The organism is Staphylococcus schleiferi, from assembly GCF_025558325.1.
In the GTDB taxonomy this organism is placed as follows: domain Bacteria; phylum Bacillota; class Bacilli; order Staphylococcales; family Staphylococcaceae; genus Staphylococcus; species Staphylococcus schleiferi.
On record NZ_CP094712.1, the window covers coordinates 1,040,067 to 1,058,479 of the forward strand.

Sequence of the window (18,413 nt, forward strand, 5' to 3'; positions counted from 1 at the left end):
TATTAAACTCATGTGAGTGAATACTTTGCTATTTTTATTTAAAGGAATCGGCTATTTAGTCAAAATGTATAAATATCAATATAAGGAATTAATAATCAAAATAGTATTTGAAGAAAGATAAGGTCATACTCAATTTGTGAATAAGCTATCAAATAACTATTTAAATATAATAGAAAGTAATGAAGTTGTGTCTGACTTTTTTATCATAATCATTGTTATAATAAGCCTTTGTTAACTATATTTTGTAAAACTTTTTGGTTAATTATTTTTTTAAAATATTTAAGGATAAGTTAAGAAATATTAGTATAAAATAATGATAATATAAAAATGTAATCAAAAATCATAGAAAAGAGGCAAGGGCAATGAAGAAAAATAGACTTTTAAAAAGTGTAGCAGCTTTTAGTTTAATTGCATCATTTATTGTCGCTGAACAACAAGACGTTTTTGCAGCAAATGATTTTGAAGACATTGGAGACAATGCACAAGTCATTAAAAGGACACAAGATATTAGTAGTAAAAGATGGGGTGTAACACAAAATATTCAGTTTGATTTTATAAAAGACCCTAATTATGATAAGGATGCTTTAATTATTAAAACGCAAGGATACATAAAACCCCGTACAACCTATCAAAGAAATTTCCAATATAAAAGTGTCTTTCAAATGTATTGGCCGTTCCAATATAATGTTTCAATAAAACTGGCTGATAAGAATACAAATATTATTAATTACTTACCAAAAAATAAAACGGATTCTGTAGATGTTAAAGAAACATTAGGATACACAGTTGGTGGTACATTTAAGCCAGATCCATTTATAAACATCAACGGATCTTCCAACTACACAAAAACAATTAGTTATAATCAATCAAACTATGTCAGTGAAGTAGAGCAACAAAACTCTAAAAATGTCGCTTGGGGTGTTAAGGCAAACGAATTTTATAGAGATGGAAAAAGAGTTTCTGCTTATGATGACTATTTATTCTTTGGTGGCAACACATATCATGATTCACCAAGAGACTATTTTGTACCGGATAATCAATTACCACCATTAGTATTAAGTGGATTTAATCCTTCTTTCCTAACAACAGTGTCACATGATAAGAATTCGAGTGAAACTTCAGAAATAGAAATTTCACTTGGTAGAAATATGGATATTACAAATGTTTGGAGACATATACCAGATCCTTATTCAAATTACTTAGTTGCTAAAAGAACACATAACGCATTTGTGAATCGTAATTTCACAGTCAAATATGAAGTGAATTGGAAAACACATGAAATTAAAGTGAAAGGTAAAAATTAATTATGAAAATAAATAAAATGATTAAAACAACAATCCTTACATCAACAGCATTTCTATTACTTACAAGCCATGCATTTGCAGAAGAAGCGATTCAACCTGTTAAGGTGGAAAAAGTTAACGACAAAACAACAATTTATAAAACAACAGCCACTGCTGACTCTGATAAATACAAAATATCTCAAATATTAAATTTAAACTTTATTAAAGATAAAACTTACGATAAAGATACACTCATCGTTAAAGCTACTGGTAATATTAATTCTGGATTCCAAAAGGCAGATCCCAATGATTATTATTCATCTCACTTGCTTTGGGGTGGACAATATAATGTCGCATTAACTGCGGAAAATAATGACTCAACATCAATTGTTGATTATGCACCTAAAAATCAAAATGAAAATTTTCAAGTTCAACAAATATTAAGCTATGGTGGGGGAGGAGATATTAATATTTCTAACAAACTCTCTGGCGGTTTGAATGGAAAATATACTTTCTCAGAAACTATTAATTATAAGCAAGAGAATTATAGAACAATTATTAATAGAAAAACGAATGATAAACATGTGGGATGGGGAGTAGAAGCCCATAAAATTATGAATAATGGCTGGGGCCCTTATAGCCGTGATGCTGATGATAATGGTGGTAGATTTGGAAATGAATTATTCATGAAGTCAAGAACTCAAAGTGGTAATGCAGGTCTAAACTTTATCCCAGAACATCAAATGCCATTATTATCACGTGGAAACTTCAACCCAGAATTTTTAGGTGTTTTAACGCATAAAGAAGACGATAAACAGAAAACAAAATTAAAAGTTACATATCAAGCCGAAACAGATTTGTATAAAATTTATTGGGATGGATTTTTCTGGGCAGGCCAAAATCAAAAAAGATTTGGAATAAGAACATTTAGTGCTGTATACGAAATTGATTGGCAAAATCATAGTGCTAAATTAGTAGAGGAAGTTTCAAAACCTTATTAAGACGTTATATTTAATGATGAGTTCAATCGAAAAGATTTAATAAAAGCACTTTCGTATAATTTGTTTAACTATAAATTATAACGAGAGTGCTTTTATATTTGAATGAAATCAATCCATTTGTTTTATTATTGAAGTATTAAAAGCTTATAGACAATAAAATTTAGAAAATTGAGGCACCTGTACATAAATAAGTTGATCTACTAATAAAAGTATTTTCGGTCTTGAAGTTTCAAAATTGTAAGCTGTGCAGACGCAGTTTTTTATATATACTTTAAATGTTGGTATTGATTATTTGTGGTTTAAATTTATAATGTAAGAAACTTATTCGTTATTTTTTCTTTGGAGGTGTGATTTATATGGTTAAAGCAATACATTTCGTTAATGTGATGAATTATTTATAGGCATATTTATATATGTGATATTTACTAAAAATTTAGATGACTGATTGTTATTTTTCGGCGGGACGTCTTTAGCACTTGGAATCTTTTCGGCATGGAATATGAATTCATTAGATAAGCAGTTAAATAAAACGGGATTAATTTGGTTTGTTATAAATATGATTAATATAGTAGTGCTCATACCTTTAATCATTTTTATAATATTTTTTGGTATAGGTTTTTTAACAAATCGATGACATTGCAACATAAGAAGTTACCTGTGCCGTGAAGTCTAATTAGGAAATACGCTACCATCGATATCTAGAAGATTGCTATCTAGCGATAATACTTGGTTGATGTGTGATTTAAGCTACTGTACGCCAGTGGCTTTTTTATTTGAAATCAGATGAAATGGTTGATTCAAAAGGGAATTCGAATTTAGATTTTATAAAACTTTTGATTCAATTACTATTTATAAATATTTAATATAGAGTTAAGAAATATTTTTGGACTTTAGTGATAAGATAAGATTGAAATAAAAAATATTTTTAGAAACGAGGCTAAGACAATGAAGAAGAGTAGACTTTTAAAAAGTGTGGCAATTTTTAGTCTAATGGCATCTTTTATTGTCGCACAACAGCACGAAGTTTTAGCGGCAAGTGCTTACCAAGATATTGGTGACAATGCACAAGTGATTAAAAGAACTAAAGATATTAGCAGTCACAAATGGGGAGTAACTCAAAATATTCAATTCGATTTTATTAAAGACCCAAAATATAATAAAGATGCTTTGATTGTGAAAACACAGGGTTTTGTTAAATCTAGAACGCGATACCAAAGAAATCGTCAACTTCCATATATTGCGCAAATGCTTTGGCCATTTCAATATAATGTAGCGCTTAAAGTGGATGATCAAAATGCGAGTATTATCAACTTTTTACCTAAAAATAGAACGGATTCTATTGATGTAAAAGAAACACTCGGCTATACCATCGGTGGTTCATTTAAAACGGATCTATCATTGAATATTAATGGATCATCCAATTACACAAAAACAATTAGTTATAATCAATCCAGTTATGTTAGTGAAGTAGCAAATCAAAATTCAAAAAATGTGGCGTGGGCAGTTAAAGCAAATGAATTTAATATAGATGGTACAAAAGTGTCAGCTTATGATAAATTTCTCTTTTTCGGGGGGAATTCTATACGCAATAAAGCCAGAGATTTCTTTGTATCTGACAGCGAACTACCGCCATTAGTATTAAGCGGTTTTAATCCAGCATTTTTAACAACGATTTCGCATGATCCAAATACAAGCGAAACATCTCAAATTGAAATTTCATTAGGCAGAAATTTAGATGTCACAAGTATATGGAGACAGATACCAGATTCACATGCAAGCTATATCGATGCGAGTCGTGCACACAATGCGTTTACAAACCGTAATTTTATAGTAAAATATGAGATTAATTGGAAAACGCATGAAATTAAAGTGAAAGGGTAGGAGCAATTATGAAAATAAATCATCTGATTAAAACAACCATTCTCACTTCAGCCACATTCTTATTACTTTCAGCTCAAGCCTTAGCAGCACAAGAGGTTTCATCAGTAAAAGCTTCAGCGGCTGATGGCAATACGACGATTTTTAAAACGACAGCTACTGCAGATGCAGATCGCTTCAAAATTTCACAAATATTGGATTTTAACTTTATTGAGGATAAAAATTACAATAAAGAAACTTTAATTCTGAAAGCTACAGGAACGATCAATTCAGGCTATATCAAACCCAATCCTAATGACTATAACAGCTCAGTATTACCATGGGCAGGCAAATACAACGTAACTTTAAGTGCTTTAAAAGGTGATTCAACGACACTTGTGGATTATGCACCAAAAAATGAGACAGATCAATTTCAAGTTCAGAAAACACTCAGCTATGGCGGTGGAGGGGATATTAATGTCTCTAATAATCCAACAGGAAGTTTGAATGGCAAATATTCTTTTTCAGAAACGATTAGTTATAAGCAAAAGAATTATCGGACATATATTAATCAAGGAACGGATTATAAACAAGTGAGCTGGGGTGTAGAAGCGAATAAATTCATGAATAATGGTTGGGGTCCTTATGGTAGAGATGCTGAAGACAATGGGGGCACCTATGGTAATGAGTTGTTTTTAGCTAAAAGAAATAGTAATGCGAATGCAGGTCAAAACTTTATTCCTGAATACCAAATCCCATTGTTGGCGCGTGGCAACTTTAATCCTGAATTTTTAGGTGTATTTTCACATAAAAACAATGATCAGAAAAAAACACGTCTCAAAGTGACCTACCAGCGTGAAACAGATTTTTATGAAATCTTATGGAATGGTTTCTTTTGGAAAGGCGAAAACTATAAAAATTACGATCCAAAAACTTTCACAACAATATATGAGGTTGACTGGCAAAATCACACGGCTAAACCGATAAAGTCATGGACAGATGGTAAATAAAGGGTTGTATCGAGATTTTTATAAGAGTGTGATAGCATAGAATAGGGATTTATTGAAATCATCATCATATAGGGCACGTAGCGTTTGAATCGAGAAAAGCATATCCAAAAGGATGTACTTAACTCTTGCGCTACTGCCTTTTTTATTTGATTGGCTTTAAAAGCATACAAAACACATCTGTTTAATTTAAATATATAACTAAATTTAGTTTCATTAAACACTTAGGCATGCTTAACTGTATTTTGTAACATTAAATTTAACACTTAGGCATAAAAACGATGTAATTAAGAAATGAATATAAAAATATCTAAAATGTAATATAAAATATAAATAGAAACATAAAGGAGGTGCAGACAATGGAAGAATTATTCAAATCTATTACTGATATTGTGACTTCTGCAATTGGACAAGATTGGACAAGCATGGGCGTTGCGATTGTGGGTACAGTACAACATGGCGTAGAATTAGTAGGTAAACTTTTAGGTCTTGGCTAAATTAAACGATTACATAGCAATTGGGTAATGGGATGAACCATTTCTTGATTGCTATTTTTTATGAAAAAATGACTATTAGAATGATGACGATACATATCAATTTAACTTCAAAATTTTTGAATTACTGATTGAAAGTTATCCGTGTGACGGGTATAGCGAAATAGTTTTTTATCAAACTGATCTTACTTAAAACAAGTCCAATAATGTACAAAATTTTTGTACACATATTGGACTTTTGCTTTATACATATTGCGTTTAAACTGATACAAAAGTGAGCGCTTACATTTATATAAAGGAGGAGTTATTCATGAGTCATGTCAATGAAATTACGAAAGAAAAATGGATAATGAACACGTTTCCTGAATGGGGAACCTGGCTTAACGAAGAGATTGAAAGTGAAATCGTTGAAAAGGGAACATTTGCGATGTGGTGGCTAGGTTGTACCGGAATATGGCTTAAAACATATGAAGATACGAATATTTTATGTGATTTATGGTGTGGAACTGGAAAGCGTACGAAAAAAGTTCAAAAGATGAAACAGGGTCACCAAATGCAACGAATGAGCGGTTGCCAAAATTTACAACCTAACTTAAGGGTTCAACCTTTTGTCATCGATCCTTTTGAAATAAGAACAGCGGATGCACTTGTTGTGACACATATTCATTCAGATCATCTCGATATCCATACAGCGGCTGCTATATTACAAAATAGTCGTCATGATGTGCCATTTATTGGGCCTAAAGAAGTGGTGAATATTTGGAAATCATGGGGCGTACCCGAGGAACGTTGTATCGTAGTCAAACCTGGCGATACCGTGCAAGTCAAAAGTGTTGAAATTCAAGTGTTAGAAGCATTTGATAGAACGGCTTTAGTTACAGCGGATCCTTCAATTACTTTAAAAGATAAAATGCCAGTAGATATGGATCAGATTGCAGTTAATTATCTATTTAAAACTTCTGGTGGTACTTTGTATCATGCAGGTGACTCACATTATTCTAACGCTTTTGCAAAGCATGGAAATGAAAATGATGTGAATGTCGTGATAGGGGCTTATGGTGAAAATCCACGTGGGATTACAGACAAAGTGACATCTGTAGATATGCTGAGAATGGCAGAAAGCTTAAAAGCGGATGTTGTGATTCCTGTTCATCACGATATTTGGTCTAATTTCCAAGCAGATCCTAAAGAATTATTACTGTTATGGGAAAGTAAGAAAAATCGGTTAAAGTACAATTTTAAACCTTATATTTGGCAAGTAGGAGGTAAATTTGTATTTCCAAAAGATAAAGATGATTTTGAATACCATTATCCTAGAGGTTTTGATGATGTATTTTCAACGGATAATGATTTACCTTTTCCTTCGTTTCTATAACTAGTGCATGCGCGAGGAGGGAAAGACATGCAAATATTTATAAATGGCTTTACGTGGTTTAGTAACAACATTTTGTCTAAACCAGAATTTTTCATTGGTATTATAGTCTTTATTGGGTATGCTTTGCTGAAAAAGAAATTTTACGAATGCTTTGCAGGATTTATTAAAGCAACAGCATAAAGCCATCAATTATATCATCGTTTTAATCAGTCATTCACAATTCAACACATTTCCAATATTGATGGAAATAGATGAATACTTTAAACAAAAAAAGATGGATACCTTTATATTGGGTCAATAATTTTTAGTAAAGAAATATTAAGTATATAAGATATTAAAAATTGAGTTAAGAATTAAAGTAAGTGATTCAATGAATGATGTGACATGAAACAAAGTTTTGCACACTATTTCTTAATCAATTGTTAAACGCTTTAAGAATTGTTAAAAATTAATTAATTCCGATTTAATTTCTCTTATTTTTAAACCAGTATATAATCAAAACTCGCAAATTAATTAATTGGGAGATTAAAAAATAATTTGCGGTTATAAATATATTCATATTAAGGGAGATTAATTAATGAAAAAGAAGTTACTTGTTTTATCTGCGGGTGCAGTTCTCGCTTCACACTTTTTAGTAGGAGGCGAAGCTTTTGCGATAGTTTCCGGGGAGAAAAATCCGTATCAATCTAAAGCTTTATCAATAATGGAGCCTAGTAGTACGCTATCCTATACCTCAAAGCAATACAAAGAGAACTTAGAAGATTTTATACATTCAATAACAATTAGTGGTTATGAAAAATATGACGAACCAGAATACGCCCAAGCAGTAAAAAAATATAAACAACGCTTTATGGCTGAAATGGAAGCTATGAATTTCTTTTTAAAAGAAGAAAAGCAGATAGAAAAAAGTAAAAAAGATCGTAAAGCTTTAGCAAGCAACACTTATGGTTTGACTTATCAACGATATATCTATTTATAATGATTTAAAGAAAAATAAAAGCGATTTTGATCGTGAAATTGAGGACATAGAAAATAAAAATAAAGATTTAAAGAGCTTTAATAGAAAAGATCAATATGATGCAAATATTAAAATAAACGAATTAGAGAATAAAATTTTAATGTTGGGACAAGCCTTTTCAAAGACTGAAGATGTACAAAGTTTGTATACAAGACTTGACTTGATAGTTGGTTATAAAACAAAAGAACGTGAATGGAGAAAACCAATAAATAAGAGGATGTTAGATCAAAAAGTTGAAGACTTAGAAACTATTATTGATGAATTTTTTGAAGAAATTGGTTTAGCTCGTCCCAAAGACATACCAGTATTAACTGAAACAAATAAAAATGATGAAAACTTAAAAAATAAACTTAGAGAAGATGCTAAAAAAGCTAAAGACGATGAAAGATTAAGACATCCAAGAGCGTTGAAACAGAAAAATACTGATGTACAAGCTCAATCTAGCCAAACAAAAGCTGTACAACCATCATTTAATTTTATGGAAATTGAAGTGCCTCAAACAGTAAAGCCACAACCTCCAGTTTTTACTGAGACAACAGTACATACACCAATGGTTGCTGCGCCACAAATAAAACATGAAACAAAATTTGAAGTGATTCAAGGCCGTAATTTTAAATCTTTAGCTACTGTTAACGGTGAAAAAACAAGTGATAAAGTGGAAGCACAAATGGACAATGCACAGGTAAAAACTGAAAAAGTAGCAGCACCAGTTTCACAACAAGAGAATTCAAAAACATCTCAATCTGAGGAGCCGAAACAAGCAACTGTTGAAACGGAAACTGTCACTGAAAGTCATGTAATTGACATTGACGAATCTACTACTTTCCAAAAATCAGGCTACTTGTATGGTTTAAGTCAAAGTGATACGTCTGGTTACACAGATAGAGAAAAACGTGCAATTAAACGTAATCATGTAAGAGAAGCGGAAGCGTTAGTAAATCAATATGTTGACACACATCGTTATCAAGACAGAATTGCTGCACAACAAAAAGTAAATACATTAAGTGAAGCACACCAAAATCGTTTTAATAAAATGATCAATAAAGCGTATAATGGTCAATAAAATATAATATAAAATAATCAAGAAAACCCTTATTTTAAGTTGCAAAACTAAAATAGGGGTTTAACTTATTAAATTGTTAGAACATAAGTTAATAATTATTTAAAAAATGGTTAATACTAAAATTCCTAGTATCTCTATATAATTAAAAAGTCTTAAATGACACACTTTAGATGACAGCATACGAAGGAGAAGAAACATCATGAAAAAATCCACAATTATAAAAGTCAGCTTGGCTGTAGGTATCTTAACAACAGGTGTTGGTATACAAAGTCATGCGGCAACATTCGCTAGTGATGGGAGTATTCAAATCAATAAAGAAGCACAAGATTTAAAATCATATTATTCTCAACCAGGTTTTGAATATTACAATGTTTCAGGTTATACAACTAATAAAAAATTAGAAGTTATAACGCCACAAAGTGTACTTTTAACAATTACATTAGACGGTAATGATATTAAAAAATATCAAGATGAAGAGAAACAATATAAGGGCTTAGATGTTTTTGTTGTGCAAGAGGGTACTGATAAAAGTGCTGAAATTAAATCTATAGGAGGTATTACTGAGACTAACCAAAAAGTATATCGTGATTATGTAAAAAGACCTAATATTGTTGTAAATCAAAAAAATAGTGATTTTATTTCTTCATCAAACATCAATGATTTTTCTATAAATAAAGAAGAAGTGTCTTTAAAAGAATTAGACTTTAAACTTCGTAAAAAGCTTATTGATAATTACGGCCTATATGAAAATGGCTTAAATGACGGTAAAATTGTCATAAAATTAGGCGATGATGATAAAGACAAAATGACTATAGAGTTAAACAAAAAATTACAACAACACCGTATGAGCGACACGGTAGATGTAAGAAAAATCCAACAAATTACTATAGATCTATAAAACTTAATAGTTCTATTACATATAGATGAAAAAGAAGAGGCAAAGCAACATTTATTTTGCCTCTTCTTTTTGCTTTTTACGACTGGCTCTTTAAGATTTTTAGTGTTATATTACCCATTGAAGTAGATTTCTATAGGAATGTTATGAATTAACACATTTTTTATATTGTATCGTTATTTTCATAATTAGTGATTAACTTTTATGGATGAACTTGGGGGGATTTATATGAATGATGAACAAAATCAAATGCATAAAATTCAAGAGGAAGAAATTTTAAAGTTAACCAATCAATTTGTGAATAAGATTTTCAAGCATTATAATCAAGGCGATTTTAATGCGAAAAGAGGGTTTTTGAATCGCCAAGAGATTCGTAAACCTTTTAATTTATCCTCGATTCAATCTCAAGGCCGACCAATCGAAGAAGTTATGAAAGAAGAAATCGATGCATTAGAGTTGGATGCGAATTTAAGACACCCTAGATATTATGGTTTTATCCCGGGACCAGCTGAGTATGTATCGTGGTTAGGAGATATGATTGCGACATCTTATAATTCTCACGTGGGTGGTTGGCATTTAGCGCCTGGGGCAAGTGCAATGGAAAAAGAGGTAATTCATTGGGCGATTCAGCAAGTAGGTTTAAAAGGTGAGCATGCGGGAGGCATTCTTGAATCAGGTGGAACGATGGCTGGTTTTACAGCACTGGCTGCCGCAAGAGATGCTAAAGTTTCCGTTAATGATATTTCTAAAGCGACTGTATATATGACGCGACAAACACATACTGCCAATCATAAGGCATTACATTTATTAGGGATACCCAAAGAAAATTGGCGTTACGTTGATACAGAGAGTTTTCAGATGCAAAGTGACGATTTAGAACGACAAATACAGGCTGATCAAGAAAAAGGTTTAATCCCGATTATTGTCATTGGAACATGTGGAACGACCAATACAGGTGCTATAGATCCGTTAGATCAAATCGCCAGAATTTGCGAAAAATATCAATTGTGGTTTCATGTTGATGGTGCATATGGTGCATCAGTCGTGCTTTCAAATCAACGTCATTTAGCGAAAGGCATTGAAAAAGCAGATTCGATTGTATGGGATGGACATAAGTGGTTATACCAAATCTATGGTATTGCGTTTTGTCTTGTAAAAGATATCCGATATTTGCTAAATACATATCGTGCTGGAGGAGAATATCTACAAGACGTAGAGTCAACAACAGATAAACCGGATTGGTGGGATATGGGGCCTGAGTTAACAAGACCTGCACGGGGACCTCGATTGTGGATGACATTGCAAACGTTTGGAACTGAAAAAATATCCGCAATGATCAACCAATCTATGAAATATGCAGAATGGTTTGAAGCACAAGTGAAACAATCTAAACGTTTAGAACTTGTAACAGCCGCGAGTCTTGGCATTGTTACATTTAAAGTAAAAGCTGAACAACGAGAGGAATCTGAGAGAAAAAATATATTGTTGTCAGAAACGCTAAGAAAATACAATATTGCAGGTATATTTACGACAATGTTAAATGATGAGAATGTTTTAAGAATCTGTACAATTAGTCCAGAAGAAAGTTTAGAAGATTTTAAAGACATGTATCAAAGTATTGAAAACACAATGGATAAATTAGGAATGTAGCAAAGTAAAACTGATAAGCTTTACTGTTAAAGATTAAAAATGCGAAATATATGCTGAATTTTTATTTCTAAATTAATTCTTAAAAATATAACACGAACCAAATAAACACACCTTAAATTATTGCAAATATAAACTTTTTATTAACTATTTCAAATAATATTGTCTTTCGAATCATCACGTTATACAATTGCGCTTAGTGTAATCGGAAATATTGCGCAAAAAGAACGAGATGGAGAGAAAAAGTGAATAATCAACAAAAATTTGGAATTAGAAAATATAAATTTGGGGCAGCATCAATATTATTAGGGACAATGTTTATCGTTGGTATTGGTCAAGATAATGAAGCAGAGGCATCAGAAGAAACGAAGCCCGCTGTAGCAGTTGAAACTGGGAAGTCAACTGCAGAATCAACACCACAATCCACTGACGCAAATAAAGCAACTGAGAATAACGAACTAGCGCAATTCGCTCTTCAAAGTGAGGAAAATGGAGACTCAACAAAAGAAGAAGTCATACCTCAAGCTGTTTCAGCACAGCCAGTTGAAACTAAAAATGAAGAAGCAGTAACATTAAGTAATAAAAAGAAAGAAAATGTCCAAGCTGAATCGCAAAAGTCACAAGTCGCACCTGTCAAAAATGAAGAAAAAATAGAAGCACAAGCAAATCCAGCGCTGTTAACTGACAACAAGCAAGAGGCAGATCAAAGTAAAGTAGCAAAAAACATTTCAACAGAACTTCAAAATGTGAAAATTGATTTAACAAATGTTAATAGCACACAAGCTATCAATCCACAAAAAGCGGAAAGATTAAACTTAAAATTAAATGCGAAATTACCTGAAAATACAAGAAGTGGAGATTTCTTCGAAGTAGAACTGTCAGATAACATTAACACAAATGGTATATCTGTTGATAAAAAAGCAGCAAATATTTTATTAGAAGGTCAATCTGGCGTATTAGCACAAAGTGAAGTAGCAGGTAATAAGATTAAATATACGTTTACTGACATTGTAAATAATAAATCAAATGTGAATGTTAACCTTGAGTTGCCTTTATTTATTGATACAAGTAAAGTTTTAAATAATGGAAACATCAATGTAAAAGCAGAAGTTGGAAGCCTTAAATCCGAGAAAAACTTGGCTGTAAATTATTTAAACCCAGTCACAGCTACAAATATTTCTAGCTTAAAAGGTGCTTTTATTACTTTAGATAAAGCCAATCATAAATTTAAACATATCACATACATTAATCCTCTTTCAAAATCATACAATTTACAAAAAGTCACTTTCATAAATGATAAAAATAGTGGGATTGATTTTGGTAAACAAAGCTTGAAAATATATGAAATAACTAATGGCTCAAAACCAAATCAAAGTATGCATAATCATCTTGAATCATTGAATAATGTAACTTCAAATTTCAAAATTGCTTCAAATCAGGATCGATTAGAAATCATACCACTTACAGATAGCAGAGTGGAAAGACCTTTAATTGCCGTTTTAGAAGGAGAATTTGATGGCAACCGAGATATCAGTTTAAAAGTGACGCAAAATTCAATTGAAAATTATCGATACAATAATAGATATCCTGTAACTTTAAACTGGATTGATGGCATTCAACTTCATTCTGGTAAAGGTCATGGAAATGGTGAAAATATCCCTGTTCCACCTGTAGCACCTGTACCACCACAACCTGAAATCATCATAGAAGGCGGAAATGTGATTAATACAGTTGAAGATTCTATTCCAAACGATGTTATTCACGGTAAGAATACAGGTGTGGATACTGAAACTGAAGAACATGGTGATTTAATCTACCTTGAATCAGAACTTCCAAAAGAAATCGAACGTGGGCAACAGATGGGCATTCTGTCATTTGAAGAAGATACAGTTGAACCAACCTATACAATTGGAGATTTTGTATGGGAAGATGGCGACCACAATGGTGTACAAAATGAAGGTGAAAAAGGGTTAGCGAATGTCACGGTAACATTGAAAAATGAACAAGGCGAAGTCGTGGCAGAAACACAAAGTGATGCGCAAGGTCACTACCAGTTCACGAATGTTAAAAAAGGTAAATACGAAGTGGTATTTACAACGCCAGAAGGCTACGAAGCAACAAGTAAACATACAACAGCGAATACAGAAAAAGATTCTGATGGTTTAGTGGCGAAGATAGAAGTAACTCAAGACGATAACAGTATCGATGCAGGGTTCTTCCCATTGAAGAACTGGAACCCAGAGGAGCCAACCTACACAATTGGAGATTTTGTATGGGAAGATGGCGACCACAATGGTGTACAAAATGAAGGTGAAAAAGAATTAGCGAATGTCACGGTAACATTGAAAAATGAACAAGGTGAAGTCGTGGCAGAAACGCAAAGTGATGCGCAAGGTCACTACCAGTTCACGAATGTTAAAAAAGGTAAATACGAAGTGGTATTTACAACGCCAGAAGGATACGAAGCAACAAGTAAACATACAACAGCGAATACAGAAAAAGATTCTGATGGTTTAGTGGCGAAAATCGAGGTAACGAAAGACGATAACAGTATCGATGCAGGGTTCTTCCCATTGAAGAACTGGAATCCTGAACCACCAATGCCAGAACAACCAGCACCAGAACAACCGACACCACCGATGCCGGAACAACCAACACCAGAAGAACCGGCACCACCAATGCCAGAACAACCAACACCAGAAGAACCGACACCGCCAATGCCGGAACAGCCAACACCAGAGGAGCCGACACCACCGATGCCAGAACAACCAACACCGGAGGAACCGACACCACCGATGCCAGAACAACCAACACCAGAGGAACCGACACCACCAATGCCAGAACAACCAACACCAGAAGAACCGACACCACCGATGCCGGAACAACCAACACCAGAGAAACCGACACCACCAACAGCGGAACAACCGACACCAGAGCAACCAACACCACCAATGGTACAAACGCCAGCGGATCAACAACAAGGTAAAGGTCAGATGAAATCATCAACGAACAAGAAAAACCAATCAATGTCTAAAGGTGAGCACCAGACTGAAAAACAATTGCCAAATACAGGAGCATCTAACACATCACAAGCTGGCTGGTTAATGGGTACATTATTGCTTACATTAGGTACGGTGATGATAGGTCGAAAACGTAAAAAAGATAAAACAATTTAATTAAAGACGAAATATCAATAAAACTCGTTTAATAAAAGATAGAATCCGAGGTCTTCATTCATCTGTTTGAAAACCTCGGATTTTATTATTTTGATTTATCTTTTTGCGTGTGGATAAAAGCACTATAGACTGCAATAGAACAAAGTATGGTGAAAATAAGCATGCCAGACACTGCAAGAACACGAGCAATAGCGCTTTCTTTATAAATAACAACATAAAATCCTTGTAAATAAAGGTAAGCAAGTAATGGCAAGATCGAAATAAAAATCGCTAAATTAGGTTGATTTTGCTTCATGTTTAAACCTCCAATAGGTAACGCGACTCGTTTATAAAACGATACAACATTGTTCTTTAAATTGCATCTATTAAGCAACATGTTACTCATCTGTCACAAGTACTTTAACCCCGCAATATAAATTATAAATAAGATAAAATACACTTCCTAAAGCTGTAAGAATACCCAGGATGAATAGAACGGCAGCTGCAGTATGGTTGTAAGATTGAGTTAAGCCAAAACAAATAACAGCAATGAGGATTAAGATCCAAGGTAAAATGTGATAAAGTAGCGCCTTTTTAGCATGTGTGGAGACTGGTGGTCCCGCAGCAATCCATACGATAACTGGAAATAAAATAGGTGCGAAAAAAACACTAAAATAACTTAAAGAAGCCAGTAATTTTTCTGTAGGCGTAGTCATACGCTTCACCTCCAATTGAGAAATAATTTACGCATTAAAAATGGATCTATATTTACAAATCAGAGTGAATTTGTAGGGTTCTTCTTGATTTGTACGATAGTTTTAAAATTCCACTATTTAATTGCTTTAAAACGTAATTGCCATTTTTTATAAAAATAATACGAATCCCCAATCTTATTTCTCGCTGCTTCATGAAAATAAATTTAGATTTATATCATGCATGTGCGTTCGATTAAGACTATAATAGTATTATTAAGATTTATTCGGGGGGAGACGAATATGGAACATTGGCTCGTACAACAAGCCAAGCAACAGCCGAGAAAAATTGCGATAGAGACCCCATCAGAGTCGTTGACATTTGAAGACTTATTACAGTTAGCGACTGAAAAAGGGGCCGCATTGAAGGCTTTAAATCGACAACGACTGGGGCTATATATTGATAATTCAATTGAAAGCGTTGTGCTCTTACATGCAGCTTGGCTTTATCAAATAGAAATTTCATTGATTAACAATCGCTTAACAGCCTATGAAATTGACCAACAAATGAATGCAATCGGTATTGATTTAATTATCAGTACACAGAATATCCTATTTACAACAAAAACGAAAGTTATATATTCAAGTACATTAATCAGTGAAGAGGTACCTCATATTCCTCATTCTGTATCTGAAAATCAAATTGCATCGATTATGTTTACATCGGGGACAACTGGACCTCAAAAGGCAGTTCCACAAACTTTCGCAAATCACCAATTTAGTGCAGAATCTTGTATTGAAAGTTTAGGTTTTAGTCCATCGTCTAAGTGGCTTGCAGTGTTACCGTTATTTCATATTTCAGGCTTAAGTATTTTATTAAGAAGTGTGCAGTACGGATTTACCGTGTACTTACTCGAAAAATTCGATGAAAATGTTATTATAGAGGCTATTCAACATAAAGGGATTACGCATATTTCTTTAGTTCCTGTAACATTAATGCGTTTAATGCAAAACGGTCTCAATCAACCTTATCAACTTGAAAAAATACTGTTAGGTGGTGCCAAGTTAGATGAACAATTGATTCGTCAGGCGCTACAATATCAGTTGCCGATTTATAATTCATTTGGCATGACTGAAACATGTTCACAATTTTTAACAGCTTCACCTCAGTTGTTGAAAAGCAAACCGAATACAGTTGGCCATGCAAGTGAAAATGTTAATCTGAAAGTCGTATCTCCGGACGAAAATGGGCACGGAGAACTTTATGTAAAAGCACAAAATGTGATGAATGGTTATTTATATCCTTCACATCTTGAGAACGCTTTTGATGCAGAAGGATATTTTAAAACAGGTGATATCGCGAGTATGGACGAAGATGGCGACGTCATTATTTATGATCGACGCAAAGATTTAATTATTAGCGGTGGCGAAAACATTTATCCTTTTGAAATCGAATCTGTAGCTAAATCACATCCTGAAGTTCAAGATGCGATGTGTACGGGCATTGATGATGATGTATGGGGACAAAGACCGATTTTATATGTGGTTGCACAACAAGCGATTGAAAATATTGAGGGATATTTACAAGCGCGTTTAGCCAAATATAAACAACCTGCATTTATTTATTTTGTAAAAGCACTTCCATATACAAGTACTGGTAAATTACAAAGACGTTTGTTAAATGAGGGATTTCAATGAAATTAATGGGCATTCATTTTTACCGTTTTGACCCACGATTTGTACATCCGATTCAAACAGCAAAAATTAAACTCACACATAGACATACGTTGTTTGTTGCATTACAAGATGAGCATGGCAAATTATGGTTTGGTGAATGTAATGCTTTTGAAACGGATTGGTATCATCATGAGACAATTACGGATGTAAAACAAACCTTACAGAAATGGTTTGAAAATGTAAGAGGGCAAGAAATTCGTAATTTTAGTGAAGGTCAAAAACTCGTTTCAACTTTAGATCCATTTCCTGCTGCACGTGCAACGATTATCATGGCTATGTATCCGATGTTTTATCCATTGGAATGTTTTTCGATTCCAATGACAATTACAATTAATGGTGATTTTAATCAGCGGCTTATGAAATTAGATCAAGCGGGGAGAATTAAACTGAAATGGAATGCGGACATTTTGTCACAAGTTAAGATGCTCACAACGATGTATCCGATGATTCCGGTTTCTACAGATGCTAACCAAACACTAACTCAAAAAGATGAAGCCACTTTAAAACAATTAAAATCGTATCAACTTGCTTATATAGAAGAACCATTCCAATCTTTAGATGACAAAATAGATGATCAGTCCTTGCCACCTATAGCGATCGATGAACATGCGACAAGTGAAGAGGCGATTATGGAATGGATTCAAAGTAAAGCTGTTCGTATCATTGTATTGAAACCTTTTCGTTTAGGAGGGATTGATCGAGTACTCTCCATTATTGAGAGATTAAAAAAAGAAGATGTACAATTTGTTTTAGGTGGTATGTACGAATGTGGTTTGAGTCGATATTACACTGCTTTATTAAGTCGTGAGGGCAATTATGCAGGAGATATTCCTGAAGACGGTTTTTATTTTAAAGAAGATATTGTAACAGGATCGGGCACTTTAAAAAATGGGCGGTTATATTTTAAACCGCCCGAAGTGAATCACTCTTTATTATTAGCGTTGTGATGCGTATGAGATGTTTTTAAAGGGACAGGATCAAAGCCGCCTTTATGAAATGGATGGCATTTTAAAATTCGTTTTAAGCCGAGCCAGCTTCCTTTTAATGCACCGTGAACTTGAATCGCTTCTAACGTATAGTTGGAACACGTTGGATAGAATCGGCAGGAAGGTGGCGTCAAAGGTGAGATAAAACGTTGATAAAAACGAATCAGTTTGATAAACAAAGTTTTCAAGTTGTAACCTCCTTC

The 18,413-nt window shown here is 33.3% G+C and carries 17 protein-coding genes; 14 read left to right on the plus strand and 3 right to left on the minus strand.

The window, feature by feature from the left end:
* Positions 1-362: 362 nt before the first annotated feature.
* The 12 genes from MUA40_RS04875 (at position 363) to MUA40_RS04930 (ending at position 14,816) form a co-directional block, all read left to right on the plus strand.
* The gene (locus MUA40_RS04875) at positions 363-1,304 is read left to right on the plus strand and encodes a beta-channel forming cytolysin (protein WP_167732834.1); all 942 of its coding nucleotides are present in this window, start codon (positions 363-365) and stop codon (positions 1,302-1,304) included.
* Positions 1,305-1,306: 2 nt separating this feature from the next.
* Positions 1,307-2,284, plus strand: a complete 978-nt coding sequence (locus tag MUA40_RS04880; RefSeq protein WP_016425428.1) for a beta-channel forming cytolysin — start codon at positions 1,307-1,309, stop codon at positions 2,282-2,284.
* Between the two features lie 945 nt (positions 2,285-3,229).
* Complete coding sequence (locus MUA40_RS04885; RefSeq protein ID WP_167732833.1) at positions 3,230-4,165, plus strand: beta-channel forming cytolysin; 936 nt, start codon at positions 3,230-3,232, stop codon at positions 4,163-4,165.
* A gap of 8 nt (positions 4,166-4,173) precedes the next feature.
* Positions 4,174-5,151, plus strand: a complete 978-nt coding sequence (locus MUA40_RS04890; protein WP_262569965.1) for a beta-channel forming cytolysin — start codon at positions 4,174-4,176, stop codon at positions 5,149-5,151.
* Between the two features lie 356 nt (positions 5,152-5,507).
* The gene (locus tag MUA40_RS04895) at positions 5,508-5,645 is read left to right on the plus strand and encodes a beta-class phenol-soluble modulin (RefSeq protein ID WP_016425425.1); all 138 of its coding nucleotides are present in this window, start codon (positions 5,508-5,510) and stop codon (positions 5,643-5,645) included.
* Between the two features lie 307 nt (positions 5,646-5,952).
* Positions 5,953-7,017: an L-ascorbate 6-phosphate lactonase gene (gene ulaG, locus MUA40_RS04900; protein ID WP_167732832.1), complete on the plus strand. Its 1,065-nt coding sequence runs from the start codon at positions 5,953-5,955 to the stop codon at positions 7,015-7,017.
* A gap of 27 nt (positions 7,018-7,044) precedes the next feature.
* Positions 7,045-7,197, plus strand: a complete 153-nt coding sequence (locus tag MUA40_RS04905) for a PTS transporter subunit IIC (protein ID WP_228446232.1) — start codon at positions 7,045-7,047, stop codon at positions 7,195-7,197.
* Positions 7,198-7,594: 397 nt separating this feature from the next.
* Positions 7,595-7,996: a hypothetical protein gene (locus MUA40_RS04910; protein ID WP_262569967.1), complete on the plus strand. Its 402-nt coding sequence runs from the start codon at positions 7,595-7,597 to the stop codon at positions 7,994-7,996.
* A gap of 46 nt (positions 7,997-8,042) precedes the next feature.
* Positions 8,043-9,098, plus strand: a complete 1,056-nt coding sequence (locus MUA40_RS04915; protein ID WP_262570078.1) for a coagulase domain-containing protein — start codon at positions 8,043-8,045, stop codon at positions 9,096-9,098.
* Positions 9,099-9,297: 199 nt separating this feature from the next.
* Positions 9,298-9,996 (plus strand): exotoxin beta-grasp domain-containing protein, encoded by a 699-nt coding sequence (locus MUA40_RS04920; RefSeq protein WP_016425422.1) that lies wholly within the window; start codon positions 9,298-9,300, stop codon positions 9,994-9,996.
* A gap of 225 nt (positions 9,997-10,221) precedes the next feature.
* A complete protein-coding gene (locus MUA40_RS04925; protein ID WP_016425421.1) occupies positions 10,222-11,643 on the plus strand; it encodes a pyridoxal phosphate-dependent decarboxylase family protein in 1,422 nt (473 codons plus the stop codon).
* A 242-nt stretch (positions 11,644-11,885) separates the two neighbouring features.
* The gene (locus MUA40_RS04930; RefSeq protein WP_262569969.1) at positions 11,886-14,816 is read left to right on the plus strand and encodes an MSCRAMM family adhesin SdrC; all 2,931 of its coding nucleotides are present in this window, start codon (positions 11,886-11,888) and stop codon (positions 14,814-14,816) included.
* An 85-nt stretch (positions 14,817-14,901) separates the two neighbouring features.
* Here MUA40_RS04930 and MUA40_RS04935 read toward each other — a convergent pair whose 3' ends face one another.
* Together MUA40_RS04935 and MUA40_RS04940 are read right to left on the minus strand one after the other, a co-directional pair.
* Positions 14,902-15,111, minus strand: a complete 210-nt coding sequence (locus MUA40_RS04935; protein ID WP_016425417.1) for a hypothetical protein — start codon at positions 15,109-15,111, stop codon at positions 14,902-14,904.
* 82 nt (positions 15,112-15,193) lie between these two features.
* Positions 15,194-15,511: a magnetosome magnetite crystal formation protein family gene (locus MUA40_RS04940; RefSeq protein ID WP_016425416.1), complete on the minus strand. Its 318-nt coding sequence runs from the start codon at positions 15,509-15,511 to the stop codon at positions 15,194-15,196.
* Positions 15,512-15,790: 279 nt separating this feature from the next.
* Here MUA40_RS04940 and menE point away from each other — a divergent pair, with 279 nt between their 5' ends.
* Positions 15,791-17,185 (plus strand): o-succinylbenzoate--CoA ligase, encoded by a 1,395-nt coding sequence (menE, locus tag MUA40_RS04945; RefSeq protein ID WP_016425415.1) that lies wholly within the window; start codon positions 15,791-15,793, stop codon positions 17,183-17,185.
* Positions 17,182-18,171 carry an o-succinylbenzoate synthase gene (gene menC, locus MUA40_RS04950; RefSeq protein ID WP_167732829.1) on the plus strand — a complete coding sequence of 330 codons (990 nt, stop codon included), beginning with the start codon at positions 17,182-17,184 and terminating at the stop codon, positions 18,169-18,171. Before menE ends, menC begins: the two co-directional genes overlap by 4 nt.
* Here the strand turns inward: menC and yidD are convergent.
* Positions 18,147-18,398, minus strand: coding sequence for a membrane protein insertion efficiency factor YidD (gene yidD, locus MUA40_RS04955; protein ID WP_167732828.1), 252 nt, complete (start codon positions 18,396-18,398; stop codon positions 18,147-18,149). The two genes, menC and yidD, sit on opposite strands and share 25 nt — an antisense overlap.
* Positions 18,399-18,413: the final 15 nt, after the last annotated feature.

Bases quoted from the DNA above. Each gene is read 5' to 3' on its own strand.
- MUA40_RS04920 (WP_016425422.1), top strand. From the start codon at position 9,298: ATGAAAAAATCCACAATTATAAAAGTCAGCTTGGCTGTAGGTATCTTA.
- MUA40_RS04910 (WP_262569967.1), top strand. From the start codon at position 7,595: ATGAAAAAGAAGTTACTTGTTTTATCTGCGGGTGCAGTTCTCGCTTCA.
- MUA40_RS04905 (WP_228446232.1), top strand. From the start codon at position 7,045: ATGCAAATATTTATAAATGGCTTTACGTGGTTTAGTAACAACATTTTG.
- MUA40_RS04935 (WP_016425417.1), bottom strand. From the start codon at position 15,111: ATGAAGCAAAATCAACCTAATTTAGCGATTTTTATTTCGATCTTGCCA.
- MUA40_RS04885 (WP_167732833.1), top strand. From the start codon at position 3,230: ATGAAGAAGAGTAGACTTTTAAAAAGTGTGGCAATTTTTAGTCTAATG.
- MUA40_RS04940 (WP_016425416.1), bottom strand. From the start codon at position 15,511: ATGACTACGCCTACAGAAAAATTACTGGCTTCTTTAAGTTATTTTAGT.
- MUA40_RS04895 (WP_016425425.1), top strand. From the start codon at position 5,508: ATGGAAGAATTATTCAAATCTATTACTGATATTGTGACTTCTGCAATT.
- MUA40_RS04925 (WP_016425421.1), top strand. From the start codon at position 10,222: ATGAATGATGAACAAAATCAAATGCATAAAATTCAAGAGGAAGAAATT.
- menE (WP_016425415.1), top strand. From the start codon at position 15,791: ATGGAACATTGGCTCGTACAACAAGCCAAGCAACAGCCGAGAAAAATT.
- MUA40_RS04880 (WP_016425428.1), top strand. From the start codon at position 1,307: ATGAAAATAAATAAAATGATTAAAACAACAATCCTTACATCAACAGCA.
- MUA40_RS04890 (WP_262569965.1), top strand. From the start codon at position 4,174: ATGAAAATAAATCATCTGATTAAAACAACCATTCTCACTTCAGCCACA.
- ulaG (WP_167732832.1), top strand. From the start codon at position 5,953: ATGAGTCATGTCAATGAAATTACGAAAGAAAAATGGATAATGAACACG.
- menC (WP_167732829.1), top strand. From the start codon at position 17,182: ATGAAATTAATGGGCATTCATTTTTACCGTTTTGACCCACGATTTGTA.
- MUA40_RS04875 (WP_167732834.1), top strand. From the start codon at position 363: ATGAAGAAAAATAGACTTTTAAAAAGTGTAGCAGCTTTTAGTTTAATT.